The 25,839-nt window shown below is 66.9% G+C and carries 20 protein-coding genes; 3 read left to right on the top strand and 17 right to left on the bottom strand.

What is annotated here, in order from left to right; genetic code table 11:
- Positions 1–26: 26 nt before the first annotated feature.
- Positions 27–1,058: a zinc-dependent alcohol dehydrogenase gene (locus F1609_RS15480; protein WP_167077304.1), complete on the bottom strand. Its 1,032-nt coding sequence runs from the start codon at positions 1,056–1,058 to the stop codon at positions 27–29.
- Positions 1,059–1,427: 369 nt separating this feature from the next.
- Here F1609_RS15480 and F1609_RS15475 point away from each other — a divergent pair, with 369 nt between their 5' ends.
- A complete protein-coding gene (locus F1609_RS15475; RefSeq protein ID WP_167077303.1) occupies positions 1,428–3,194 on the top strand; it encodes an oleate hydratase in 1,767 nt (588 codons plus the stop codon).
- 171 nt (positions 3,195–3,365) lie between these two features.
- Entirely contained in the window at positions 3,366–4,220 is an 855-nt protein-coding gene (locus F1609_RS15470; RefSeq protein ID WP_167077302.1) for a Crp/Fnr family transcriptional regulator, read from the top strand.
- Between the two features lie 118 nt (positions 4,221–4,338).
- On the opposite strand, the gene tssA is transcribed toward F1609_RS15470, so the two are convergent.
- Genes tssA through tssE form a run of 16 tightly spaced genes read right to left on the bottom strand, consistent with a single transcriptional unit; the run spans position 4,339 to position 25,008 of the window.
- Positions 4,339–5,454, bottom strand: coding sequence for a type VI secretion system protein TssA (gene tssA / locus F1609_RS15465; RefSeq protein WP_167077301.1), 1,116 nt, complete (start codon positions 5,452–5,454; stop codon positions 4,339–4,341).
- Positions 5,451–9,584 (bottom strand): type VI secretion system protein, encoded by a 4,134-nt coding sequence (locus F1609_RS15460; RefSeq protein WP_167077300.1) that lies wholly within the window; start codon positions 9,582–9,584, stop codon positions 5,451–5,453. The genes tssA and F1609_RS15460 overlap by 4 nt, the downstream gene beginning before the upstream one ends.
- Positions 9,581–10,348, bottom strand: a complete 768-nt coding sequence (locus F1609_RS15455; RefSeq protein WP_167077299.1) for a DotU family type IV/VI secretion system protein — start codon at positions 10,346–10,348, stop codon at positions 9,581–9,583. The genes F1609_RS15460 and F1609_RS15455 overlap by 4 nt, the downstream gene beginning before the upstream one ends.
- A complete protein-coding gene (gene tssK, locus F1609_RS15450; RefSeq protein ID WP_167077298.1) occupies positions 10,345–11,676 on the bottom strand; it encodes a type VI secretion system baseplate subunit TssK in 1,332 nt (443 codons plus the stop codon). The genes F1609_RS15455 and tssK overlap by 4 nt, the downstream gene beginning before the upstream one ends.
- Before the next feature lie 16 nt (positions 11,677–11,692).
- Positions 11,693–12,214 carry a hypothetical protein gene (locus F1609_RS15445; protein ID WP_167077297.1) on the bottom strand — a complete coding sequence of 174 codons (522 nt, stop codon included), beginning with the start codon at positions 12,212–12,214 and terminating at the stop codon, positions 11,693–11,695.
- 41 nt (positions 12,215–12,255) lie between these two features.
- Entirely contained in the window at positions 12,256–13,665 is a 1,410-nt protein-coding gene (locus F1609_RS15440; protein ID WP_229421906.1) for a cation:dicarboxylate symporter family transporter, read from the bottom strand.
- Positions 13,666–13,674: 9 nt separating this feature from the next.
- The gene (locus tag F1609_RS15435) at positions 13,675–14,970 is read right to left on the bottom strand and encodes a dicarboxylate/amino acid:cation symporter (protein WP_187363038.1); all 1,296 of its coding nucleotides are present in this window, start codon (positions 14,968–14,970) and stop codon (positions 13,675–13,677) included.
- Between the two features lie 22 nt (positions 14,971–14,992).
- Positions 14,993–15,874 (bottom strand): substrate-binding periplasmic protein, encoded by an 882-nt coding sequence (locus tag F1609_RS15430; protein ID WP_167077295.1) that lies wholly within the window; start codon positions 15,872–15,874, stop codon positions 14,993–14,995.
- Entirely contained in the window at positions 15,871–16,056 is a 186-nt protein-coding gene (locus tag F1609_RS15425) for a hypothetical protein (protein ID WP_229421905.1), read from the bottom strand. Before F1609_RS15425 ends, F1609_RS15430 begins: the two co-directional genes overlap by 4 nt.
- Before the next feature lie 18 nt (positions 16,057–16,074).
- On the bottom strand, positions 16,075–16,461 hold the full coding sequence (locus F1609_RS15420) for a DUF4280 domain-containing protein (protein ID WP_167077294.1): 387 nt from the start codon (positions 16,459–16,461) through the stop codon (positions 16,075–16,077).
- Positions 16,461–17,138 carry a toxin-antitoxin system YwqK family antitoxin gene (locus F1609_RS15415; protein WP_167077293.1) on the bottom strand — a complete coding sequence of 226 codons (678 nt, stop codon included), beginning with the start codon at positions 17,136–17,138 and terminating at the stop codon, positions 16,461–16,463. The genes F1609_RS15420 and F1609_RS15415 overlap by 1 nt, the downstream gene beginning before the upstream one ends.
- Positions 17,139–19,175, bottom strand: coding sequence for a type VI secretion system Vgr family protein (locus F1609_RS15410; protein WP_167077292.1), 2,037 nt, complete (start codon positions 19,173–19,175; stop codon positions 17,139–17,141). It abuts the gene before it with no gap.
- Positions 19,172–21,796 carry a type VI secretion system ATPase TssH gene (gene tssH, locus F1609_RS15405; protein ID WP_167077291.1) on the bottom strand — a complete coding sequence of 875 codons (2,625 nt, stop codon included), beginning with the start codon at positions 21,794–21,796 and terminating at the stop codon, positions 19,172–19,174. Before tssH ends, F1609_RS15410 begins: the two co-directional genes overlap by 4 nt.
- Positions 21,786–22,805 carry a type VI secretion system baseplate subunit TssG gene (tssG, locus tag F1609_RS15400; protein ID WP_167077290.1) on the bottom strand — a complete coding sequence of 340 codons (1,020 nt, stop codon included), beginning with the start codon at positions 22,803–22,805 and terminating at the stop codon, positions 21,786–21,788. Before tssG ends, tssH begins: the two co-directional genes overlap by 11 nt.
- Positions 22,793–24,541: a type VI secretion system baseplate subunit TssF gene (gene tssF, locus F1609_RS15395; protein WP_167077289.1), complete on the bottom strand. Its 1,749-nt coding sequence runs from the start codon at positions 24,539–24,541 to the stop codon at positions 22,793–22,795. The genes tssG and tssF overlap by 13 nt, the downstream gene beginning before the upstream one ends.
- Before the next feature lie 11 nt (positions 24,542–24,552).
- Complete coding sequence (gene tssE / locus F1609_RS15390) at positions 24,553–25,008, bottom strand: type VI secretion system baseplate subunit TssE (protein ID WP_229421904.1); 456 nt, start codon at positions 25,006–25,008, stop codon at positions 24,553–24,555.
- Positions 25,009–25,505: 497 nt separating this feature from the next.
- On the opposite strand from tssE, the gene F1609_RS15385 reads away from it, so the two are divergent.
- Positions 25,506–25,805 carry a transposase gene (locus F1609_RS15385; protein WP_167077288.1) on the top strand — a complete coding sequence of 100 codons (300 nt, stop codon included), beginning with the start codon at positions 25,506–25,508 and terminating at the stop codon, positions 25,803–25,805.
- Positions 25,806–25,839 lie beyond the last annotated feature (34 nt).

Below are 25,839 nucleotides of genomic sequence, written 5' to 3'. Positions count from 1 at the left end.
GCTTGCGGCCCCGGACGCCGTTGACGTCAGGCGCCGAACGCGAGCACGACACGCGACGGCACGTCGCCGCGCTTGAGGCGGTCAAACACGTCATTGATGGCCGATAATGGCTGCAACTCGATATCGGCCTTGACCTTGCCGTCCACGCCAAAGGCCAGTGCCTCGGCCATGTCGAGCCGGCTGCCGACGAACGAGCCGCGGATCGTGATGCAGTTGGCCACCACATCGAACAGCGGCGTCGGAAACTCCCCCGCAGGCAAGCCCACCAACACGCACGTGCCGAACTTGCGCGTCATCCCCACGCCCTGCCGGAACGCCACCAGCGACGGCGCCGTGATCAGCACGCCGTGCGCGCCGCCGCCGGTGATGCTTTTCACCAAGTCGATGGCGTCGGCTTTGCGCGCATCGACCACGGCGTCGGCGCCCAGCAGTGCGGCATGCGCCAGCTTGCCTTCATCGATATCGACCGCGCAGACGTGCAAACCCATGGCCTTGGCATACTGCACCGCCAGGTGTCCCAAACCGCCGATGCCGGAAATGACGATCCACTGCCCTGGCCTGGCCTGCGTTTCCTTGATGCCCTTGTAGGAGGTGATGCCGGCGCAGATGAGCGGGGCCGCGTCGCGCGCGGCCAGGCCCGCCGGGATATGCGCCACATAATTCGGATCGGCCACGATGTACTCGGCGAAACCGCCGTTTTTGCTGAAGCCGCCAAACTGGGCCTCGGCGCATACCGGCTCATGGCCGGCAAGACAGTATTCGCAGTGCCCGCATGCCGAGTAGAGCCAGGGCACGCCGACCCGGTCGCCTTGTTTGACTGCCGTTACGCCCGCACCGAGTGCGGTGACGATGCCAATGCCCTCGTGGCCCGGAATGAACGGCAGCGCAGGCTTGATCGGCCAGTCGCCGCTGGCGGCGTGCAGGTCGGTGTGGCAAACGCCGCACGCCTCGGTCTTGACCAGGATCTGGCCGGGCCCGGGTACGGGAATGGCCACTTCCCTCAACACCAGTGCTTGTCCATATTGCTCGACGAAAGCGGCCTGCATGGTTTGTGACATGAATGACTCCTGAGATAGATTGTCTTGAATGAATTCCGTTGACGCAAATGCATAGACGGTCCGGGACCAGTCGGCTCGACGACATGGCCGGGCAAGCTGCGGGCACGCGTCGATAATGCACCCGCGAGCACGATTTCTGTGTGTGGCGCCGCGCTTTGACCACTTTCTCCGGGGAAAATACCGGGCGGCCGGCCAGCACGGGTCGAAAGCGCGCAAACACACTGACAGGCCGTTTGTCCACGCGCAAGCTCTGGCGAAACCGCCGCGCCTGGTCCGATCAAAGGCGTGGTGCACAGGCGCGATCAGCGCAGCCGGGTCCGGCGAGCGTCGCCTGGCCGGCAGTGCAAACAACACGACAAGGGAACAGATATGCATTACAGCAGCGGAAATTATGAAGCCTTCGTACGTCCGCGCAAGGCTGCGGGCGCCGACAACAAATCGGCGTGGTTCGTCGGCTCCGGGCTGGCCAGCCTGGCCGGCGCCGCCTTCCTGATCCGCGACGCGGGCGTGGCCGGCCAACGCATCACCATCCTCGAACAGCAAGACATCGCCGGCGGCGCGCTCGATGGCCTGAAGGTGCCCGAGAAGGGCTTCGTCATCCGCGGCGGACGGGAAATGGAACAACATTTCGAATGCCTGTGGGACCTGTACCGCTCGATTCCCTCGCTCGAGATCGAAGGCGCCAGCGTCCTCGACGAGTTCTATCGCCTCGACAGGGACGATCCGAATGTATCGCTGCAGCGGGTCACGCAGGACTGCGGCGGCGATGTGGCCGACAAGGCGCTGCTGACCTTGAACGAGCGCGCACAAAAGAACCTGCTTTCGGTGTTCCTGGCCAGCCATGAATCCATGGAAAACAAGCGCATCGACGAGGTGTTCGGGGCGGATTTCCTGTCAAGCAATTTCTGGCTGTACTGGCGCACCATGTTCGCGTTCGAGGAGTGGCATTCCGCCCTCGAAATGAAGCTGTATCTGCACCGCTTCATCCATCATATCGGCGGCCTTGCCGATTTCTCTTCGCTTAAATTCAACCGCTACAACCAGTACGAATCGATGGTGCTGCCGCTGGTGAAATGGCTGCACGAACACGGTGTCGTGTTCCGCTACGGCGTCGAGGTCACCGATGTGCAGTTCGACATCGCGCCCGGGCGCAAGCAGGCAACCAGGATCGACTGGCGCGAGCACGGCGTGGCCGGCGGCGTCGACCTCGGCGCCGACGACCTGCTGTTCGTCACCATCGGCTCCCTGACCGAGAATTCCGACAATGGCGACCACCATACGCCAGCCAGGCTCAATGAAGGGCCGGCCCCGGCCTGGGACCTGTGGCGGCGCATCGCGGCAAAAGATGGAGCGTTCGGCCGGCCCGACGTATTCGGCGCGCACATCGCCCAGACCAAGTGGGAATCGGCCACCATCACCACGCTCGATGCGCGCATTCCTCCCTACATCGAGAAAATCGCCAAGCGCGATCCGTTCAGCGGCAAGGTCGTCACCGCCGGCATCGTCACGGTCAAGGATTCGGCCTGGCTGATGAGCTGGACCGTGAGCCGCCAGCCGCACTTCAAGCAGCAGCCGAAACACCAGCTGGTCGGCTGGCTGTACGCGCTGTTCGTCGACGTGCCGGGCGACTACGTCAAAAAGCCCATGCAAGATTGCAGCGGCGAAGAAATCACTCAGGAATGGCTGTACCACCTGGGCGTGCCGGTCGAAGATATTGCCGAGCTCGCTGCTACGGCCGCCAATACGGTGCCGGTCATGATGCCCTACATCACCGCCTTCTTCATGCCGCGCCAGGCCGGCGACCGTCCCGCCATCGTGCCGGCGGACGCCGCCAACTTCGCCTTCATCGGCCAGTTTGCCCAGACACGCGAGCGCGACTGCATTTTTACCACCGAATACTCGGTGCGCACGGCGATGGAGGCGGTCTACACCCTGCTCGATGTCGAGCGCGGGGTGCCGGAAGTGTTCAATTCGACCTATGACATCCGCACCTTGCTGGCGGCGGTGACACCGTTGCGCGACGGCAAGCAGCTCGACATTCCGGGGCCGGCCTTCGTGCGCGAGTATTTCCTGAAAAAGCTGGAGGGAACCGAAATCAGCGATCTGCTCAAGGAGTTCAAGCTGATTGCGGACTGAACCCCGGCGCGCCGGCGGCGGTTTCCGCCCGCCGGTACCGGCGCGTAAGGGACTCTGTCCAGGGCGTTGACGCGAGAATGAATGTGCGCCAGCGCACGGACTTATTGAGCGCACAAGCACAAGGTGATGGTCTGCGCACGGTCGCGTGCGCCACATATCAGGAACATTGCCATGCTTACCATACTCAGTCCGAGCAAAAATCGCCTGTTGGCGGAACTCGAGCGCGCCGAGTATCACCGCCTGTCGCCCTATCTGGAACTGATCGCCCTCGAGCGCGGCGATGTGCTGTACCAGGTCGACGGCAAAATGGACTACGTCTATTTCCCGGTCACGGCAACCATCTCGATCGACTATCTGCTGGAAAACGGCGGCACCTCCGAAATCAACCGGGTCGGCAATGAAGGCATGCTCGGCGTCCCATTATTCATGGGCGGCGACCGGTCCGCCGGGCGCGCCGTCGTGCAGAGCGCCGGCTACGCCTACCGCCTCGGCGCGGCGCGACTCATGGCGGAGTTCTACAACAAGGGGCCCCTGCTGCGCCTGCTGCTGCGCTACGCCCAGGCACGCCTGATGCAGGTTTCGCAGCTGGCGGCATGCAACAGCCACCACAGCACCAGGCAGCGCCTGTGCCGCTATTTGCTGCAAATGCTGGACCGCTCATCATCGAACGAGCTGGCCGCAACGCAGGAGGAAATCGGCGGCATCATCGGGGTGCGCCGCGAAGGCGTGACCGATGCCGCCCGCTGGCTGCAGGAACGGGGCATCATCCGCTGGCGCCGCGGCCATGTCACCGTCCTCAGCCGCAGCGGCTTGCACGCGCATGTCTGCGAATGCTATGACGTGGTGTGCCACGCCACCGCGCTGCTGCTGCCGGACCTGCCGGCCAGTTCAGCCCATCTTTCCGGCATCTGGCGCGCCAGCGGCGCCCTGCCGCCCTACCAATTCACGGACGACCGGCGCCACGCCGACGGCTGCGAGCACGCCGCAGCAAGCCATGCGGGCCAGGCCAAGCTGGCATTCTTGTAGCCGGCAAGCGGCCGACAGGGGGAGCGGCGCGCCAAACATGCCATTAACAACATCGAAAGCGATGGCTATGCATGGCTGTCCGCGGGGACCAGGCTTCCAGCGTCCCACCTTTTGCGCGCTACATCTTCAATCCAAGAACCCCCACCAGCCGGTTCAGGTCGCCCTCCTCCTTGATGATTTCGGTGATCAGTTCCGGCAAAGGCATGCTGCCCCAATGTAGCGCGCGCCGTATAAGAAACGGAACGGGACTGTGTGGTTCAAGCTCCATCAAATAGCGTGCCAGCGCGTCGAGCGTCACATAGGCTTCAGCGCGGTTGCGCCAGCCGGAGAAGGTCACGTCGGCGGCGCTGTGCGCCGGCACGGGCATCGCACCAGTGTTGGGAAGCACGGTTTCAAGTACGGGTTGGTTTTCCATGTCAGTCGCTTTCAGTTCAGGATGCAATTGCACCAGCACGCGCTCGGCAGCTTCCAGCGTCGACAGCAGGCGTGACATATTGGGCGCCTCATCCCCCAGCCGTTCATTGAGCAAGGTGCTTATCGCGGACAACGTTTCGCGGCTTTGCGCGACGGCAGAGCGCGTCGCGCAAAGCTGCGCCTGCGACTGGGCGGCACCGGCCAGGACAGCGGCCCGCGTGAGCTGGGAGTCGGGGTTGCCGTGCGCCTCGCCACGCGCTTTCTCGTCTGGACCGGTCGGATCTTGCGCCGACATGCGCTCCCAGTCCGCCAGCGTCAGGCATGGCGGCTTGCACTGGGCCAGTGGCAGCAGCACCGCGTGGATGCGCACGTCGACGCTGAGCGATTCATTGAGCCACTCCAACGGCGCCAGGCGCAGCTCGCAGTCACCCTCCTCGTCGATCATCGGATGGATCGAGTCCCAATAGCGGCGCAACAGCGCCTCAAGCATTCCCAGTCCCTGGCACAGGCCGGCAAAGCCGCGCTGGCGCATCCATGACTCAATCAGCCATGCGGCAAACTGGAGGTGTTTGGAGCGCGTGCACAGCATCTGCGTGCACAACGCATCGATCTGCGCCCAGTCGGCCACCTTGAGCGGCCGCTCCCATTGCCTCATTGGCAGGCTGGGGTCATCCTCGTCGCGCAGCAGGCGTATTTCGGTAAAGACGGGATCGAAGCGTACTTGCGCGCCGCAGGGTGCATCGGGCGCCAGCGGCGCAAGAATGTCAGCAACAAGCTGCCGGTCCACCTCGTCGACGGGAAAATCAGGTATCGCGTTCATTTGGCATTCGCTTCAAGTTGGTTGGGTAACAGCGCGGCGCTGCTGCTCAGCGCCGCGTCCTGCCAGGCTGGCACATGCGCCAGGAAGACCGTGGGCCAGGCCAGCGGCGCACGCTTGCCCGGCGCGCTCACACCCAGACGCAGGAACACGCGTGTGCGCGCCGCCAGCGGCACCACGTTCACACCCGGGCCAGTGTGCAGCACGGGAAATTCAAAGCGCAGCAGCGGACCGCGGCGATCGCCCTCGGCCACCTCGTTTTCGCGGTAAGCGCCGATAAAACTGAACAGCGCCCATGGATCGTCAAAGCGATAGTTCACGGTGCGATCAGTGACCGTCATATTGACGTGGCCCGGCTCGGCCCGGGGTTGTCCGCTGCCGTCGCGCGCCAGGCGCAGCGACAGCATTACCGGCGTGCCTGGTTCCCAGCGCAGTGCGCGTGCAGGCTCGCCAAGGCGCAGCGTACCCGCCCCGATGGCCAGGCTCCAGTCGATGATCTGGTTGGCCCCGGCATCGGGCACGCCTGCGGGGCGAAACTGCACCGTCACGTCCAGCCCGCCCGCCTGCCCCGGTTCGACCGGATACAACGGCGCCAGCACCTCGCGCATGTGGCGCAGCTGCTCGCCTGCCTCGCGCACCGGGGCGCGCGCGCCTGCCATGCCTGGCTCGCGCTCGGCCAGCGCAGCGGCCGCACGCGCCCGGTCAAACTGCTGCATCGCCGCCCCCACCGCGTCCCGGTCGGCCGGCAGCGCCACGCCGTTCGGACGCGCGTCGAACGGTGCCCGTCGCGCAAGGTCGCGGTTGTACAACCCGGCAAAGCGCTCCCACTCCTCCCGGTAGCGGCCGGCCGCCAGCTCGCGGCAGCGCGCCAGCACGCCGTTCTGCAGATTGAGCAAGCGTTCGGCAAAGACATCGGCGCCACGCCGCTGCACGCCGCGTGAACCGAGCTTGTCGGTGCAGTTGCCCAGGTCGATATCGGCACTGCCGCTGAGAATGAACTGCTCCAGCGCCATCAGCGAACTGGCCGGACTCTTGAGCCGATGGCGGCGCAAGTCCGCCACGATGGCTTGCCAGCGTGTCACCATGGGGTTGCCGGTGGCGAAACCGGCCAGCTGCGCCAGCACGCCTTCGGCCTGGCTGGCCGCTGTATCGACAAACTCATGCTGCTGGGCGACGTAGGCGGCAAGCACGGCGGCGTCGCCATTGCCAAAGGCGTCGAGCAGGACACCTTTTTCGCCGTTCCACGTCTGGAACGTGCGCTCGCGCGGCACGAACACCTCAGCCCCGCTGACGATGTCGTCCAGACGCTGAAGGCGCGACAACGCATCGGCCACCAGCACCGCGTCCAGCTCCGCGCTGACATCGCCTGCTCCGATTTCCAGCAGCCAGGCACGCACCCGCAGCACGCTGGCGCGTTCGGCATCGCTGGCGCCACTGGGCAGCTCGACCGGGGCCACGCTGAGCGCCTGCATCAACAGCCGTTGCGCATTCGCGGCCAGCGCCAGGTCGGCCAGGGCGGCGGCCGGTTGCTGGAGCCTGGCCGGCAGCGCCATGAAAGGACCGGCCTGGAAGCGCTTGCGCGCCTCGGCAAGCCCGATCGCCTGCTCCAGCAGCGCCTTGTTCCAGCTGACGGTGGCGCCGCGCGCCAGCGTCGGCAGCTGCGCCGGCCCGCCGGCGCTCATCCACGGTTGCGCCAGCAGCGCCGCCACCGACGCTTGCAACGCCTGGCGCGGCGGCGAGAATGCCCAGGCGCCGCCAGACCACACCAGGTTGTCGGCCGTGCCGTCGATCGGACTGGGCGCCGACAGCGCGGTATCCCTGGCCACGACAAAGCGTCCAAAGCCCTCCGCCACGCGCCGCCGCGTTTCCTGCACGGCGGATTTTCCCAGCAGGGAATTGGCGCCGATACGCTCCATCATGATCTCGTGCGCGGCGCCGAGGTTGACGCTGCTCTGTATCATCCAGCCACCCTTGCCCCCGGCGAGCTGACTCTGCTGAAAGTTGAGCGCGTCGCGTAGCGCGTGCCACGCCGGCAGCTGGCCAGCCAGCCCGGCGCCAGGCTGGGCGCCGGCGAACAGCGCGGCGCTGCTGGCGGCCACAAGGCGCTCCGAACGCAGCAAGCCGTTATCGTCGAACAGGCGCTGGTACAGCGCCGTGCTGGCCCGTCGCAGCGAACAGCGCGCCGCCGCCTGCATCGGTTCGAGCGCCAGCGACGGCTCGCGCTGTGCCACGGCCCGAAACAGCGCGGCGGTCCGCGCCGGAGCGCCATTGAGCTCGGCGCCAAGCAGGACCCGCACCACCAGCGCCAGATCGGTGCCCGACGCCGGCCCGGCATCGGCATGCTTGAGCCGCAGCATCGCGCCGATCACGCGATCGAGTTCGTCCAGGCGCGCCAGATACCCCAGGGTGGCCCCGAACTGCGGCAAGTCGTCGACATTGAGTGCGCTCCCGCTTTGCGCGGCCACCTGTTCGCTCCAGCCAGCGGGCATCGTGCATTCGGCGCCGCCGATCAGCGCGCCGGAGACCGGCTCGATCGGCACCCCCGTCAATTGGCCCAGCCGGCTGAACGCGGCGCGCCGCAACGGGTCAAAGGCGTTGTCGGCAAAGCCCTGCTCGAGCCGGCCAACCACGCGCTGGTGCAGATCGTCGAAGAGCGGCCATGAACCGGGCATGAAGACCGAATTGAAACGCGCGCTCCCCAGTTGCTCGATAGTGAGCAGCGCGTCGGTGGCGCGCTTCTGGCTGCGCCGGGCATCGTCCATGCCGGTGCGCGCAGTGTGCAGGCTGCGCCGGGTATCGCTATTGAGCGCGTTCAGATAGCCCACCAGGTCGCCGCCCAGTTGGTGCAGGCGTACGGTGGAGACGACCAGTGCGGCGGCCCACAGCAGCGGCAGTGCCAGCACCGCCCAGGACGCCACGCGGCTCGCGGCAGGGCGGCGCATGCGCTGCGAGCAGGACTGCACCAGCCCCGCTTCGGCAAACACCTTGCGCTCGAAAATATCGCGCATGAAGACCGGCATCGCGTCCGCCGTGGCCGCTGCCGCGGGCTCGCCCGATCCTGGCGCGGCCAGCGAAAGTGCGGCCAGCGCACCGGTGGGCGCTGCCGGCATGACGGCAAGCAGTGCGGCCGCGTCGCTGCTGTCGCCGCTCAGGTACATGCCACGCAACAGGAACGGCTCATGATAGGCGCTGGGCCGCATCAGCTCTTCGCAGAACAGCTTGAGGCCGCAGCGCAGGCGTTCAAGTTCTCCGGGCAGCATGAGGTAAGCGCTGCTGTCGGCGCCGGGCGGCTCCAGTGCGCTCAGTTCCGCGCAGTGATCGCTTGCCGCCCGCACGATGTCGTCCATGGCGCTGTCGGCCCACTGGGTGCGAAACGGCGCCACCAGTTCGTAGGGCGACGACCAGCCCAGCATCGATCTGCGCAGCGCCTCGGGCAACGCGCCGCCAAAGTTGGCAAAGCCCGGCAGCGCTTCGCATTCGGACACCACCAGATAGATCGGGAAGCGCAGCGCCAGGCGATTTTGCGCCAGCCAAAGGCGACGGTGAATCGCCTTGGCGCGCGCCATCAGGTCGAGCTGGCCTTGCGGGTCGGTTTGCAGCAGGGCCGCGCACGGCACCGCCAGCACGATGCTGTCGAACGGGCGCTGCGGCCGGTAGTTGCGGCACAGGCCCAGAAAATCGTCCCACACCCCGTTACTCGAGGCGCTGTCGGGATCGGGCGAACCGAGGTGCCCGGTCTGCAGCTGGACGATCACGCCGCTGTCGAAGAAATGCCAGTCGATGCCTTGCGCGGCCGCGCTCAGGGTACTGTCGGCGCTCAGCGCGCTGGGCAGGCCGGACTGCGCCAGCGGCAACGGGCGTTGCGCGCTGTCGTTGAGCAGCAAGGTCCACGACAGCTTGTAACGCTCGTGGCGCGCGGCCAGGTTCGATTCGATCAGTTCAACCGCGCTGCGAAAGGACTGGCGCAGCGACTCCGCGCCCAGCGTGCGCAGCTTGCTGTCGGCCGGGGCGGCGCCGCCCTGGGCCGTCCCGCGCAAGGCCGCGTTGATAATCAGACCAAGCAGGATCAGCACCAGCAGCGTCACCAGCAACAGCGTGGCGATAGCCAGGTTATCGGACAGAAACTTCATCATGGCGCCACCCCGCCCGGCGCTGGGGCAACGGCTGCGCCGACTGCCTGGCGCACCGGCCACGACTGCCAGAGCCAGGCGATCTCGGACAAGCCCAGCAACAGCAGCATCACCAGCGCCAGCGTCATGCCGCGCCGGCTCAGCTTGGACAGGCGCCGCGCACCGCCATGCGAGAGCGTACTGGCATACGCTTGTTCGGCCACGACGGCGTCGCGTCCGCCCAGGTCGGCGGCGCGCTGGTAGATGAACTGGAACAGCTCGCGCCGGTAGTCGGCAATCCGTCCCAGCGCGTCGCTGCCGCGATAGCGTCCCTGGAAACCGAGCGCCAGCAAAGACAGGTACAGACGGGCCACGCCGCGGCGTGCCGGTTCGCGCTCGCGCAGCAGCTGGTCGACGTCGGCGAACACCTGCTGGCCGGCGTGCGCCGAATTGAACAGCTTGGCCTCGAGCAGCACATGGCGCCAATGGAGCCGACCGGCCCAGTCGGTGTGCAGCAGCACTTCGTCGGCCAGCGCCGCTTTCAGGAAGCGCGCCTGCAGCTCCGCCTCCAGGCCGGCCTTGCCGCCGCGCCGCCCGGACTCCAGCGTTTGCAGTTCGATCAGTTGCGCCAGTTGGCCGCTGAGCGCCTCGGCGCCGCTGCGCGCTTCATTCTCGCCCAGCTTGGCCGCGGCCTGCGCGGCTTGAGTGAGCACTGCCGTAAAGTGGCGGAACTGGACCGACGCCAGGTCGTCGCCGCCGTCCCGGCCCGGATTGTCATGGAGTGTCATGGTGAGCCTTTGATGAACAGGACAAGTTCCTGCGGCCGATTGGCGGCCAGGTGTTCGTTGATATTGCTGATCTGGAGCGCCTGGTCGGCAACGATGAACTGGTCCGAGGTATCGACCCCGAACAAGGTGTAACCGGCGCTGGCGCGCAAGCCCAGTTCCGGGGCGTCGTCGATCCTGGTGCGCGCCGCGCCCAGCATGCGGCGCTCGCACAGCGAGGTCCAGATGGTGCGCGAGCCGATCACGGCGCCCCCCATCCACTGCCCCAGCTCGCGCTCGCCGTGGCCGCGCATGCCCACCACCAGGCGCTTGCCGAGCCACTCTGCGCGCATCGGCAGCGTGAACGCCTGGCCGTCGAAGTCGAAGGTGCAGCTCTTCCAGTCCTGGCTGACGTCGTCGACCAGATCCTGCAAGGCCAGCAGCACGGCGTCGAACGCGGCGTAGCTGTCGGCGTGGCGGTACGGCGGCGGCGCCATCGGCACCGTGCCGGGGCGCAGCGCCGCAAGCGGTCCCAACTGGGCGCACAGCGCCAGGTACAACGGTTGCGGCTGCAGTACCGGCGCGCGCAGCACCGCTTCGAGCAGTGGCAGGTGCAGCACCAGGCCAGTGAGCCGGTTTTGCTGCTCGAGCAGCGCCAGACGGTCTTCCAGGCGCGACGATGGCGCCACGTTCTGACGCGCCAGGAACAGCGCCTTGCTGCGCATGTGCGCCGCCAGCTCGCCCGCGCGGCGGCACAGGCTGGCGTCGCCCGGCACTTCCAGCTGGGCAGGCCAGAACGCGCCGCGCCGCACAATTTCGTTCTCTTTGCGCAGATTCGCCAGGTGCAGCGCGACATACGCGGCGCCGGGCGCCTTGCCTGCGATGAGCTGCAGATTGGCCGTCATGCGCGGCACCTCGCAAGCGAACGCCTGCGACACCTCGTCGTCGACGCTGCCGCCCTCAAGGCCGCGGAACATGGCGGGCCGGCCCGGCAGATTGAGCGCGCGCGCCGCGCCGACCGCCAGATAGACCGCCAGATCGCCTTGCTCCATGCGCTGCGCATACGGCGCCAGGTCCAGTTCCAGCTCGTGCTCGCAGGCCCGCGCGGCATCGAAATGGACCGCCATGCCGTTCGGGAGGATCGCTTCGAGCGCCAGGATGCGCAGCGTGCCGGTGGTCAGGCGCGCCTCGTCCAGCACCAGCCGGCGCACCCCCCAGGCAGCCGGCTGGCCCGCCAGCGACTGCCACCCGACCAGCGCATCGACGCGCGCGCTCTCCTGCTGGAACTGCTGTGGACTGAGCAGCATGCCCTCGTGCCACTGGATACGGTCGTACAGTTGTGCTTCGGCCATGACAATGCTTCCTCGGTTAACGGGCGCTGCCCGGCTTGATATCGCTGGCAATGAACGCTTGCGCGTTCAAATGCAGCACATAGCCCTGGCTGTCGAGCGGCAGGCGCAGCCTGTGCTCGCCGGGGCTGGCGTAGTTGGCAAAGACCAGGGCGCCCCAGGCGCGCTGCTTGCCGAAGCGCTGGCCGTCGATCCGGATTTGCTGTCCCGGCGTCATTTCGATCGCCAGCACGGTGAGCGCGTCGGGGAACGTGCGTTGCAGGTCGGCGCGCGCGCCGAAGTACCTCGCTGCCGACATCGCCGACAGGCTCTCGAGCAGGGCCTTGTCCTTGACCAGCACGATGTCGATCGCCAGCGCGCTGTCGGCATTGGCGTCGGCGGCGGCGGCCAGCGTCACGCTGGTCCAGCCAGGTTTGGCCGGCGCGGGCGCCAGGCCCACCAGCGCGCGCGCGCCCGCGACAGCGCCGCAAGCGGCCAGCGTTGCAACGGCGACCAGCACGGCAGCGAGGCGGTACCATCTGTGAAAAAGTATGAATCGCATGGTTTCTCCAATGTGCGGCAGATCTTGCGGTGGACCCGGTTTTACAAACCAGGCATGAGCATCTTGCGCAGGCCGAAGCCGACGCCGGCGCCGAAGAAGGCCAGCAAAGCGGCCGTGAGCAGACTGGCGCTCAGCCAGGCCTGGCGCCGCGACAGCACCATCGGCCACACGGGCGCCGGCTCGGCCGCACGCAGCACCGCCGTTTGCAGCGGGCGCGCGGTCGACACCAGCGCCACCAGCACGGCGGCGCTCAGGTAGGTCACCAGGTTGCGCGGTCCGGCGCACAGCACCTCGACCGCGGCCAGCGACGGCAGCAGCGCTTCCATCGGCAAGCCCAGCGACGCTTGCAGCACGCCCGACCACAGGACCGTCTTGACCCCGACCGTGCCGATCGAGCACAGCGCGCTCCAGCACGCCAGCAGCACCACCATGCCGCACTCGCCCAGCGTCAAGGGCCGCCCGTACAAATTGGCGATGAACACGGCCAGCACCGCAAAAAACAGCGCTTCGCCGCAGCGCACGAACACGGGCGCCACCGGCATCACCAGCTCCGACGCGCCGCGCCGCAAGCCGAGCCGCACGCTCAGCGCGGCGATAAATTCCGGCAGCGCCGCTGCCCCGGCCGGCGTAAACAGGCACACCGTGACCGGTTCGCGCAAGGCCGTCAGCACCGTCCACGGGTGCGCCTTCAGACGCCAGCAGAGCAGCGCGCCCGCCGCCAGGCTGGCTAGCAGCACCGCGGCCAGCCAGGTGGCAAGAAAGCCGATCAGCAGGCCGCTCGATCCCTTCCCCGCGCCCGCACTGGCCGCGGCGGCAAGCACAAAGGCGATCAGCGGCAGGCCGGCATTGAGCGAGCCGATGGCCGTTTCCAGTGCCCGATACACCGCTTCCAGAATGATACTCAGCTGATTGCTTGCGTCGCGCCGCTGCACCGCCACGGCCGCCCCGAACAGCAGCACGCCGATCAGCACCGAAGGCAGCGCGCCGGCCGCCAGCACCGCGTACAGGTTGCGCGGCACGAATTGCGCGATCTGCGACGTTGCCGCCAGTGGCGGGTCGGCGCCGTACAAGCTCATTGCCGCGTCGCCCGCGCCCAGCGCCATGCGTCCCAGGGCGGTCTGCTGCGGCAGGTCCAGGCCGGTGCCGGCCGCACTGACCCCGGCCAGCAGCACACCGCCGAGCGCGCACAGCGGCATCGCCAGCAGCGCCGGCACCGTCAGCGCCAGCCAGCGCCGCCAGCGGGCGCCGGCGGCCGGCATGCGCTGTAGTCCGAAATACACGGCCAGCACGATGTACGGCAGCGCGAAGGCTTGCAGCAGCGCCAGATAAATGCCCGACAAGGCGGCGAACAGCCCGGCGCCGCCCGGCCACAGCGCGCCCACCCAGAGCCCCAGCAGCAATGTACCGAGCAAGGCGGCCGGATGCCGTCTCATGTGCGTCAACAGTTTCATGCTCATCTCCTATAACTGAACCGGGCGCGCGCACACCAGCGACACCGCTGCGCAATCGACGATCACGGTCACCGCCGTACGCGCCATGGCGCAGATCGGATCGACCGCCATGAACAGCACAAAGGCTGCCTCGAACGGCAGCGACAGGCCGGTGCACACGGCGCCCATCAGCGACACCGTCACCAGACCGGCCATGCCGGACGAGGCAAACCCCGCCAGCGCGGCCAGCACCACCAGCAAAACCAGGTCCGCGGGGCTCAGGGCGCGTCCGTACAGCGCCGCAATGAACAGGGAACCGCAAGCGAAGTAGGCGACCGGACCGGCACGCAGCAGTGCGACGCTGAGCGGCACCAGCAGTTCGACCCGGTTGCGCGCAAAACCGAGGCGCTCGACCATGGCCGCGACCATGGCCGGCATGCAGGCGGCGCTGTTATTGGTCGCCACGCCCAGCGCAAAAGGTTCGCGCAGCGCCGCGGCGACGGCGCCGACGGTGCCGCCCGCGCGATGGCGCACCAGCAACAGCGCCAGCACGATGACCAGCACGCTGACCGCCAGAAAGCCGATCACGAAGCCGGCCATGGCGGCCAGCGGTCCGACACCGGTGCGCGCCACCTGGCCGGCCGTCATGCACACCAGGATCAGCGGCAACGGCAGATTGATCCAGCGGGTCAGCGTCTGGCAGGCGCTGTAGACGGTCTCCAGCGCGTCCTGCAGGCCGGTCGCAAGGCGGGTCGGGACTTGCCCGACCGCGAAGCCGAACAGCAGGGCGAACACCAGCGCCTTGAGCGTTTCGCCATTGGCCAGGGCGGCGAAGATGTTCGACGGGATCAGCATGCGCAGGATGTCCTGTCCGCTCGCGCCGGGCGGCAAGGGTTCCGGTGTGAGCAGATACATGGGCATGTTGCCGTGATCGATGTCGCCGCCGACGATCTGCCCCAGCGTGGCGCGCAGGTCGTCGGTCATGCCCCCGCCCGGGTGAAACAGCAGCGTGGCGGCCGTCGCGACCAGCGCGGCGCCCAGGGCCAACAGCGCAAATACCAGCACCACGCGCTGGACGATCCGGGCCGCCCCGCCCTCGCGGTACAGGTTTTGCAGGCTCATGATGACGGCCGACATCATGAACGGCAGCACCACCATGGTCAGCAGGTCAACGTACACCGCCCCGACCAGGGCGAGCGGACCGGCCGCGCCGGGCGCCGCCCAGCCGATCGCGGCCCCCAGCATGACGCACGCCAGCACCATCCATGGATTGATGGCCAGGGCCTGGAAGCGGCGCACGGCGGGAATGATTCCGGTCTGGTTCATGGCAACACCTTCAATGGAGGTACTACTTGATCAAGGTGAGCGCTGCGCTCACGCTGGGCTTGTCGGTACGCGATGCAATGACTTCGTTGACGAAGGCCAGCAAGGACGTGTCGCGCACGCCGGTCATCACACTGAGCGCGGACTGTGCGTCGTTGAAGGTGACCGTGCGCAGCGTCAGCGCCAGGCCCGGGTCGCGCTGCAGCACCGCGCGCACCTCCAGTTCGTCGCGATAGGCCGCGGCGACCTGTCCGCGCCGCACCGCGTCGACCACCGCCGGCCAGTCCGGAAACGTGACGATGGTGGCCTGCGGGAAGTGGCGCCTGCCGTATTCTTCCCACGATGTATTGGCGATCACGCCGATGCGGCCCTTGAATGTGCGCACCACCTGGGCCACGGGCCGGTCGCCGGACATCTCGGCCATCCGCAAGCGGTTGATCAGCATGGCGTGGCCCAGCATCAGGTACGGCGTGGAGAACAGCACGATCTGGCTGCGCTTGACCGTGCGGCCAAGGCGGCTGATGGCCAGGTCGGCGCGGCCGCTGCCGACCATGTCGACCACGCCGTCCACCGTGGCGCTGCTGCGGTCGAAGCGCACCGCCACCCCCAGTTCCTTGCCGATCAGGCGCGCCAGGTCGACGTCTATCCCGCTCAGCACGCCGTTCCGTTCCACGAAAAACGGCGGACTGTCGGTCTTGAACATGGCCACCACCAGTTCACCATGCTCGATGATGCGCGCGATATCGGGCGCCATCAGGCGGCCGTCGGCCATCACCACCAATGGCGACGCAGCACTTGCCCGGACCTGGCACGCGGCCGGGGCGCCGGCCAGCAGGCCGGCCGCCAGGACGGCGGCGTGCATCCAGGCCAGGGGCCGCAGACCCTTTAACGTCGCAGCGGCGCTCATGGCGCGGCCTTGGGCGCCGCTGCGACGCGTTCGTGCGCGACGGGTGCGGGCGCGGGCGACTCTGCAGCCATGCGTACGCCCAGCTGGAAACCCAGCGAGAACAGTAGCACCAACAGCGCCACGCCGGTGAACAGCCCCAGCGCCACCAGGCGCGGTGTAAAGTTGAATCGGTATTCCATCATTGGCCTCGCCAGACGAAGTTAAGGAACCGCCACGGTCACCTGACCGGGCACACAGATCTCGATCACGCCGCCGGCCATGCACATCAGCTTCGACGCGTTGTTCAGCGCGGGCATGCCGCCCACCAGGACCGTGGGCGAGCCGGGGACCCACGGCGCCGTGGTCAGCGGAATGCACGGCATTGGCACCAGCACGCCCAGCGCCGCCGCGGTCGCCGCCGCGACCAGCGGGTTGGCCAGCGAGGTGCACATCCCGAACGGCATGACATTGACCATCGGCTTGTTGTCCATGATGCTGGCGTCCGGCATGGCGGTCATCACCTGGCTCAGCGGCAGTACATTGAGCACGCCGGGCGCCAGGCCGAACGAGCACTTGAGCACGGCCCCGCTGCAAACTTGTTGTCCCATCATTCCCCCCTTAACAGTTGTTTGACACGATCGAGCAGCGCCGGCGCCGCAGCGGCGTTGCCCAGCCGCTTGCCGCGCTGGCTGAAGCGGCTTGGTTCACCATCGGGCACGCCGTCGCGATACAGCGTTTCTTCCATCAGCGCCCCGCCGGGCCAGTAGCGCCGCACCGGCCCATGCAGCACATTGGCGCGGTAGGTGCAACGCTGGACCACGTCGCCGCGCGCGTCATGGTCGACCGATTCGCCATCGAGCAGGCCGGCGCGGTAGTGGGCGCTGCGCACATGGCGGCCCTCGTGATAGAAGCGCGCTTCCCCTTCCAGCCTGCCGTCCGCCAGCGCCAGCTGCGCCGTCATGTGGCCGGCTTCGTCGAACGACAGCGACACGCCGCTGGCCACACCGCCGGCCATGCACTGGGCCGCCACCCTGCGCCCGTTGACGAAGGTCTCCATCAAACCGTCTGCGATTCCGTGGCAATAGACGCTGCGCTGCAGCAGCGCGCCGTCGGCGCCATACACCGCCATCGCGCCATGCAGCTTGCCGTGCTCGAAGTTGGCCGTCAGCGCGGGAAGGCCGGAAGGGCCGAACTCCTCGAGCGGGCCATGCAGCACGCCGCCGGCCATGACGCAGCGCAGCAGCAAGCGGCCGTTGTCGTCGTGTTCCTCGATCGTCGTGTTCATCTAGTTCACCTTGGTCATGGCGCCCTTGAGCGTCAGGCTGGCGCCGGCTTCCACCGTCTGCGTGGCATCGGCCTTGCTATTGATGATGGGTGCCTTGCTCTCGATTTTCATGCCGGCGCTTTGCAGCAGCGCCTTGCCGGCCTTGCTGGTCAGGTCGGTGCCGGCATCGCAAGTGAGCGCGGTGCCTGCCTTGCTGGTCAACTCGGTCCCCGCCTTGTTGGTCAGCTCTTTACCGGCTTCGTTGGTCAGCGCCTCGCCCGCCTTGGCCAGCAGCGTTTTGGCCGCCTCCAGCGACAGCGCATCCTCCGTGACCACCTTGATCGCTCCCTTGACCGTGATGGTCAGGCTGCCGTCGACGGTCAGCGCGTAGTCGCCCTTGACGGTGTGCGTAAATTTGGCCTCGTTGGCATGGGTTTCGTCGCCCGTCGCGGTCAGCGCGCGCGTGCCGGCCACTTTATGGATCTCGTTGCCCTTCTTGAGCTCGAGCGTGCGGTCGCCCTCTTCCAGGGTATGCATCTCGGCGCCCTTCCTGACCGTGGTGGTGAGCGCGTCTTCGATCTCGACCAGCATGTCCTTCTGCGCGTGCAGGTACAGCTGCTCGGCGTCCTTCTTGTCTTCGAAGCGCAGCTCATTGCCGGCGCTACCCTGCTTGATCGAGCGCGTGCGCAGGATCGACTGGGTCTGGTTGGCAGGCAGCTCGGCCGGCGTGACGTTGTTGCCGTTGTAGACGCTGCCGGTGATCAGCGGCCGGTCCGGGTCGCCGTTCAGGTAGCTGATCACCACCTCGTGCCCGATTCGCGGCAGGAACAAGGCGCCGAAGCCCTTGCCGGCCGAGGCCTGGGCTACCCGCACCCACGGCGCCCGCTCATGGTTCGTCGGGCCCCGGTCCCACGCAAAACGCACCTTGACGCGGCCGTATTGGTCGGTCCAGATTTCCTCGCCCGCAGGCCCGACCACCAGCGCTGTTTCGCAGCCTGCCGCATGCGGCCGCGCGGTGCGCATCGCGGGCCGAAACGGCAGCGCCGCCGGAAACGCCTCGAAGGTATTCGCATAGCTGTCGGCGCGCGCAGTGTGGCGCACGCGGCGCAGCACGTAGGCTGCGTTCAGCGTTGGCACGAAATGGCCCGACAGCGTGAATCTGGCGCCTGCGCTGAAGGCATGACAATGGCTGTCGCCGTGCAGCAGGCGCGCGCCCGCCTGCCCCGCTTCCACCCGCAGCCGGGCCAGCGCCCTGGCGGCATCGACGCTCGGCTGGCCGCTGGCGAATTCATAGGTCGCGCCCTTGCCCGCCGCTGCCGAAAAACTGCCTTCCAGCGAGGTGTCCGGCGTGCGGAACTCGTAGTCGCTCACGGTTGCTTTCTGGAGCGCGATGCTCTGTTCATGGGCGAAGCGCGTTACCGCGTCGACCGGCTTGCTCATCCCGGTGGCGGGCCAGAAGCGGATCGCCGACCCGCCTTCGCACTCGGCGAACTGCGCCGGCGCATCGGCAAGGACCATGCGGTGACCGCTGCTACTGAAAGTAAAGAAGTAGCAAATGCCGGCCTGCTCCATCAGCCGCGAGATGAAGTCGAACGCGGATTCGTCATACTGCACGCAATAGTCACGCTTGGGATAAACGCCGCTTAACTTCGAGTCGAACGAGAGGCCGAACAGGGTCAGCACATCGCCCACGATGGCGTCGACACTCATGTTGGAGAACACCTTGCGGTCGCGCGACAGGGTCAGCAACCATAAAGCGGGCACGAGCTGCGCCTGGTAGACGGCAAAGTCCCGGTCCTGCCCGGTCTGGATGAAGCGCGCCACCATGCCGCTGAAGTGGCGCGTCGCGGCGCCGGGGACTTTGAGCGTCACGGTCATGTACTTGCCGACCACCGACTCCGCACTGAGCGAGGTACTGCCCGAGCGCATGTGCAGATCGAACTGGAACAGCTCGGACAAGCCTTCGCTGCCTTCCATGCTGTCGAGCAGCAGCTCGTCCGGTCCCAGCGGGGAACTCAGTTGCAGCAGGGCCCTCGCCTGGGTGAAACTGGTTTTCATGCCGCACCCCGCGCCAGGCTGTCGCGAAAGCGGTACGCGAACTGGCCGCCATCGACGTGCATGTGGACCGCGCTGAAGGCCGACGCGGTGGCCATGCGCTCCAGGACCTGCGACGCCAATTGGGGCAGTACGGTCTGGGTCAGGATGAAGTCGATATTGCGCGCGCCGCTATCGACCTCGGTGCAACGCGCGGCAATGGCGGCGCTGACGCTGTCGTCCCAGCTCAAGCGCGCCTGGTAATTGGCGCTGAAGCGTTCGGCCAGCCTGGCGAGCTTCATGTCGACGATGACGCCGATGTCGGCGTCGCCCAGCGGGTAGTACGGCACCAGCACCACGCGCCCCAGGAATGCAGGGCTGAACTGGCGCAGCAGCGCCGGACGCAGCCGCTCAACCAGGGATGGCGCGTCGGGCCGCGCTACCCGGCAAGCGTCGGCGATGACGTTCTGCGCCGTGTTCGATGTCAGCAGGATCAGCGTGTTCTTGAAATCGATCGACACGCCCTCGCCATCATCCATGGTGCCCTTGTCGAACACCTGGAAGAACAGTTCAAGCACGTCCGGGTGGGCTTTTTCCATCTCGTCGAGCAGCACCACGCTGTAGGGCCGGCGCCGCACGGCCTCGGTCAACACGCCGCCTTTACCATAGCCGACGTAGCCCGGCGGCGCGCCTTTCAGGCTGGAGATGGCATGCGGCTCCTGGAACTCGGACATGTTGATGGTGATCAGATTGCGCTCGCCACCGTAGAGCATGTCGGCCAGCGCGCACGCGGTTTCGGTCTTGCCGACGCCGCTGGGGCCGACCAGCATGAATACGCCCACCGGCTTGCCCGGATCGTCCAGCGCCGCGCGGAAGGTGCGCACGCGGCTGGCGATGGCGTCGAGCGCCTGGTCCTGCCCGACCACGCGCTCGCACAGACGCTCGTGCAGCTGCAACACGGTGTGGATGTCATCGGCCAGCATTTTGCCGACCGGGATACCGGTCCAGCCCGAAATCACCTGCGCAACCGTGGCCGAATCCACGCACACCGGCACCAGCGCTTCGCCGTCCTGGATCGTTTCCAGGCCCTTTTGCAGGCGTTGCAGCTGGGCCGCGTCGGCTTGCCGGTCGTCGGCGGCGCCGCTGCGCCCGGCGATGCGGCGGCGCAGGGCCAGGATCTCGTCGACCGCGCGCCGTTCATCGGCGAGCTTGTCGCGCAGCTGTGCGCGGCGTGCGTGCAGCCGGCCCAGCGCGGCATCGGCCTGGTCGGCCGGGGCACACCCGCCCTCGCCGCGCGCCATTTGCTGGCGCAGGATGCGCAACTCTTCCGCCGCCAGCATGATGTCGTGCTCGACCGACTCGAGCTGCGGCGGCGTGCCCGCCAGCGCCAGCGCGACGCGCGCGCAGGCGGTATCGAGCACGCTGATCGCCTTGTCGGGCAGCTGGCGCCCGGTGATGTAGCGATGCGACAGGCGCACCGCGTCGCGCACGGCTTCGTCGAGGATTTCCACCTGATGATGGCGGGTCAGGACGTTCACCATGCCGCGCAACATGCCGATGGCCGCTTCCGGCGTCGGCTCGTCCACCTTCACCACCTGGAAACGGCGCGCCAGTGCCGGATCACGTTCCACATGCTTTTTGTATTCCGCCCAGGTGGTGGCGGCGATGGTCCGCAATTCGCCGCGTGCCAGGGCCGGCTTGAGCAGGTTGGCGGCATCGCCCTGCCCTTCGGCGCCGCCGGCGCCGATCAGCTGATGCGCTTCATCGATAAACAGGATGACCGGCGCGGCCGACGCGTGCACCTCGGCGATAACGGATTTGAGGCGATGTTCGAACTCCCCGCGCACGCCGGCCCCGGCCTGCAACAGCGCCAGGTCGAGCGAGCAGACCCGCACATCGGCCAGCGCCGGCGGCACGCTGCCCTCCGCCACGCGCAAGGCGAAGCCCTCGACCACGGCGGTCTTGCCGACCCCGGCCTCGCCGGTGAGGATGGGATTGTTCTGGCGGCGGCGCAGCAGGATGTCGATGATCTGGCGGATTTCGGCATTGCGCCCGCGCACCGGATCGATGCGTCCGGCGCGTGCCAGCGCGGTCATGTCAACGGTGTACTGGTCCAGCGCCGGCGATGCGCCGGCTGGCGCCGCGGGCGGGCCCGATGCGGGGCCGGCGTCTTCGGGTGATGCGGCCAGCAGTTGCGCCAGGTCGGCTTTCAGGCGGTCGCGCCCAAGCTTGAGCAGGGCCGGGGCGGTTTCGATCAAGGCGCCGCGCAGGCTGTCAAGCTCCAGCAGGGCGAGCAGCACGGTGCCGGAACGGATCTGCTGCACGCCCAGCTGCATGGAGCCGACCAGCCAGGCTTCCTGGAACAGCGCAGTGAAATTGGGCGACATGGCTGGGGTGCGGCTGTTACCGCGCTTGAAGCCGTCAAGGCTGGCCTGGGTTTGGGTGCGCACCGCCTCCATGTCGACGCCGAAGTGCGCGAGCACCAGCGTCAGGTCCGGCGCGCCCGCATCGATAAGGGCCAACAGAAGGTGCTCCAGTTCGACGTTGAAATGGGTCTGCTGCACGCACAGTTCGGCGGCGCGGCCCATCGCGCGCTTGCATTCGGGGTTCAGCTTGGCCATGAGCGTGCGGATATCAACTTGCATGGCTGTCGGCTCCAGTCGGTGTGCATTGGGCGCGCAGGTCGAAGCGCGGTTGCTGATACGCGCGCGCGCTGCTGGCGGCGCTGCACAGCCAGGCGCTTTGGCCCAGGCGCGGCGCCAGCGCCTGCGCGCGGCCAAGGCGCGTGGCCGGCTGGGCGGCCAGCGCCGGTTGCAGGCTCACGCTGATGTCCTGCTGCAGGTGGCGCGCCACCAGTTTGCCAAGCAGGCCATACAGCTCGCCTGACGGCAGCAGCGCGGCAAACTGCGCGCTCGCCAGCGGCGGTGTGGTGAGCGCCATCGCCGCCGCCTGGTCCCAGGCGCGCGCACCGAGACTGGCGCCCATGCCGAGCCGTTGTTGGCCGAGGCGGGCATGCTCGGGCGGCACAAGCGCATGCCAGCGGCCGACCATCTGCTCCCCGGCAAAGGCGATGCCGATGCGCTCGCGCAGCAGTGCGAGCAAGGTCGCCATGGAGCGCGGCGCGGCGCTTTGCAGGCCTGCGTGGCGCAGCCAGGCTTGTTCACCGGCCGGACCGGGAGTCCCTTGTGCACGGCCTGACTCCGACAGGGCATCGAGTGCCCGCACCAGCGAAGTGCTGTTCTGCGCCAGCGGGCGCAGCGACAAATGCTGCTTGCAGCGGGCGCGGTACCAGAAGCCGATCAGGCGTTGATTAAAGATGTCGAGAAAATCGAGACCCGCGTGATCGCGCTGGCGGCGCTGCTCCAGCAGCATTTCCGCGAACGGCGCGGCGATCGGACCATGGCCGCCCGCCAGGGTCAGCGCGGCGGTGCGCAGCATCAGGGGTGGTCCGGGCCGGGCGCTCTCGCCCAGGCTGGCAATGTCGCTCGCCGGGAAGGCAAAGTCGGTCTGCCCGGCCAGGCGCACGGCTTCATCGATACCATGGGCGGTGCCGACCGGCGCACGCGATGGTTCGCTCCGTTCGAGCAGGCTGATGGCCTGGAACAGGTTGAAGTCGTGCGGCGCGCGGCGCAGCTGTGCGATCAGATCAGGCATTGTCGTCCCACCATGGCTGGCCATTGTTTCCAGGGTTCGCCACGCCGCACAACAGAGAGGCGCACGAACGAGTTGGCGCTTGTGTAGAGCGCGAAAAAGCGTGCCAGCACCGCGGCCAGCACCAGCGGCGACGTTCCGGCAAAGGCATCGGCATCGAATTCGAGTTCAATGTCGGTGCCGCGGCAGTGTCCGCGCCAGGTGTCGCTGCCGATGCGCGCCATGGTGCCGGTCGTGTGCAGGCGCTTGATGCCGCAGATTTGCACCTGGTCGCGCGCGCTGCCGCCGGCAAACAGCATCAGCATTCGTTGCAAGGTCGGTGCGGTGCCATGGACCAGCGAGTGGTGATTCAGTCGCATCAAGGACACCAGTGACCACAAGGCTCTGGTGGAGGCAACCGGGGCACGCTGGGCGCTTGGCTGGTACAGGGCGCGAATGACAGTGGAAGCGGCGATGCCGTCGCCGTAGAAGCGGGTGCCCGGTCCGATCTGGTCGGCCAGCTGGCGGTTGGTGCACAGCAGTTCCGCGTACATGACCTGCTCGGGCAAGGCGCTGCGCACGTTGGCGCTGTCGATGAAGCTGAGATAGGCGTCGGTGCCGTGAATACCCTTGCGCAGGCTGCTTTCGCGCCGCATGGTCCAGCTCAATGGCAGGCCCTCGCCTTGCGTATCAGCCTCGGCGAAGGCATTGGGAAGCTGCACGCTACGCTCACCGTGCGGATCGGACGCGGTCACCGAGACGATCGAGTGCACCTCCATGACGGCGTCGCGGCGGCGATCCGGCACGATCAGGTATTCATAATGGCGGCGGTTGAAGGCGATCGGCTCGCTGGTGACCGGGAACAGGTTCACCGCCGGCACGCAGTTGAGCAGCACATTGTCGTGCGTTAGCAGCGACAGCACGGGCGCACTGTGGGTGAACACCAGGCGCAGCGAAAAGCCGGCACCGCTGCCCAGGCGCCCGCGCAAGCCGGTCAGTTTGAAGAACTGGAACTTGCGCGGGAAGGCGAAATACTCCTGCAACAGGCCGTAGGCGGGATGGGCATGGCCCGGCTTGCACAAAATGGCCTCGTGTTCGGCGAAACCGACTTCCGTCAACTGGCATGGCGCCGGGCGGTGCACGCCGCTGCTGCCCGCCAGCTCCACGCTTTCCAGGGAGCCGAGCAGCATTTCGTGCAGGGGCATGGTGGTCATCATGTCCCCCGCCAGGTGCAGGCACAGACTGTCCAGTTCCAGGTCGGCGACATCCGTGCCGGCGTCGGCCTGGATGTCCAGGCGCAGCGTGCGCGGGCCGTCCTGCGCGATACTGGCCACGCGCAGCGGCCACAAGGTCGTCTCCCACGCCACCTGGAAGCGGCACTGCTCGCCCGTTGCGGCACTGGCCGACAGCATGCTCGCGCGCCGCACCGGCATGCCGGCAGTGACCTTGCCTTCGGCAGGATCGAGCGCCATTTGCACGACCGTCATGGCGGGCACCGGCTGGGTCAGATGCGGACACAGATTGTCGAGCAAGGCGACGGCTGCGGCGGGAAGATCGCGATCGAGGTCCCGGTGCAGGCGCGCGGCGACGAAGGCGACCGATTCGATCATGTGCTCGGTGTGCGGGTCGGCTGACTCGGCGCCGGTGAGCACCAGGTGCCTGGCGACCTTGGGATAGCGCGCGGCGAAATCGGCCGACTGCGTGCGCAGGTAGCTCAATTCGCGGCGGTAGTATTCGAGCAGCTCATCCTGGGTGTTCATGGTCATGGTCCTCACGCAGCCGCAGGCAGGTGCGTGCTGCCGTCGTTGAGGACGACGTGAAAATACACGCGGCACACGTGCCATCCGAGGGCGACGGCCGCGTCGATGTCGATGCGGGCTGCCGTCGGGTGCCTGGCGTCCTGCGTGATGTGCACGTGTACCTGCGACAGGCGCGGTTCGTACAGTTTGATGGCGCGGGTGACTACCAGCTCCCAGCGCGCGAGGTCCGCTTCCGATTGGGGCGACAGTCCCAGGGTATCGGGCAGGCCGTAGTGGAGCGCGGTTGGCGAGTCGCTCAAGAACTGCTCGATGGTCAGGCCATTGCGGACGTTGAAGAGGCGGACCATGTCTTGCCGCAGCGAGTGTTGAAGGCTGTCTGAATCAGGCGTCTCATCATCCGTTGCCAGCAGTTTTCCGCACAGGCGGTCGAACAGGGGCATCGGCGGGCTGGCTGGCATAGCATTCATGGGATCACCTCGTCCAAGGTTGCTTGTAATGGAAAAACGGCGCTTCGTAGATCGGGTAGTTCGAAGTGAATGGTAGGCGGCGGCGCGCGCGTAACACTAGTAACACGTGCGTATCTGATGATCGCGGGGCTGAGCGCGCAAAGGTGTGCGTCGAAAAACGCCACATTGTAGTGTTGGCTTAACGAATGAAACTGTGCGGCGTCGCTAGCCTAATCGAAAAAAATTCGTGTAACCGCCTTGTTACTTGTGTTACGAGCCCAACGCGACCTACCTTCCAGTCATATTGAATTTTCGCACCGTGGTTTCGCCCCCGTTGCGCCGCTTCCTCAGATGCATAGTTACGCAGAAATTTCCCATGAAGACGAAGCGCACCTTACAACGTGACATGGAGTGGGAAGGGGATGTCTAGGCATGCGCCACAGACAGCAAGGTATGCTGTGGTCTAATTTGCTCGGACACCTCAATAGGTGGAAAATCCACCATCTGAGGAGTAATACATGGCAACAAGAAAGCGGAAGACATTCGATCCCAGCCTGAAGCTGGAAGTGGTTCGAATGATCAAAGAGCAGGGACAGAGCATCCAAAACGTCAGCGAGAGCATGAGCATCGGTCAGACCGCAATCCGCCGCTGGCTGACCCAGTACGGGGCTGAGCAGAGCGGCCAGCGGGGCATCGGCAAGCCACTCACTGCCGAGCAGCAGAGGATCCGGCAATTGGAGGCGGAAAATGTGCAGCTTAGACAGGATGTGACTATCTTAAAAAAGGCCTCGGCCTTCTTTGCCCGCGAAATGAAATGATGTATCAGCTCATTGTTCAACTGCAAAAGGAGGC

Origin of the sequence: Massilia aquatica (assembly GCF_011682045.1) — a bacterium.
Classification (GTDB): Bacteria; Pseudomonadota; Gammaproteobacteria; order Burkholderiales; family Burkholderiaceae_D; genus Telluria_A; species Telluria_A aquatica.
The sequence above is the reverse complement of the archived record's forward strand: the minus strand, read 5'-3'. Positions and strand labels throughout refer to the sequence as shown.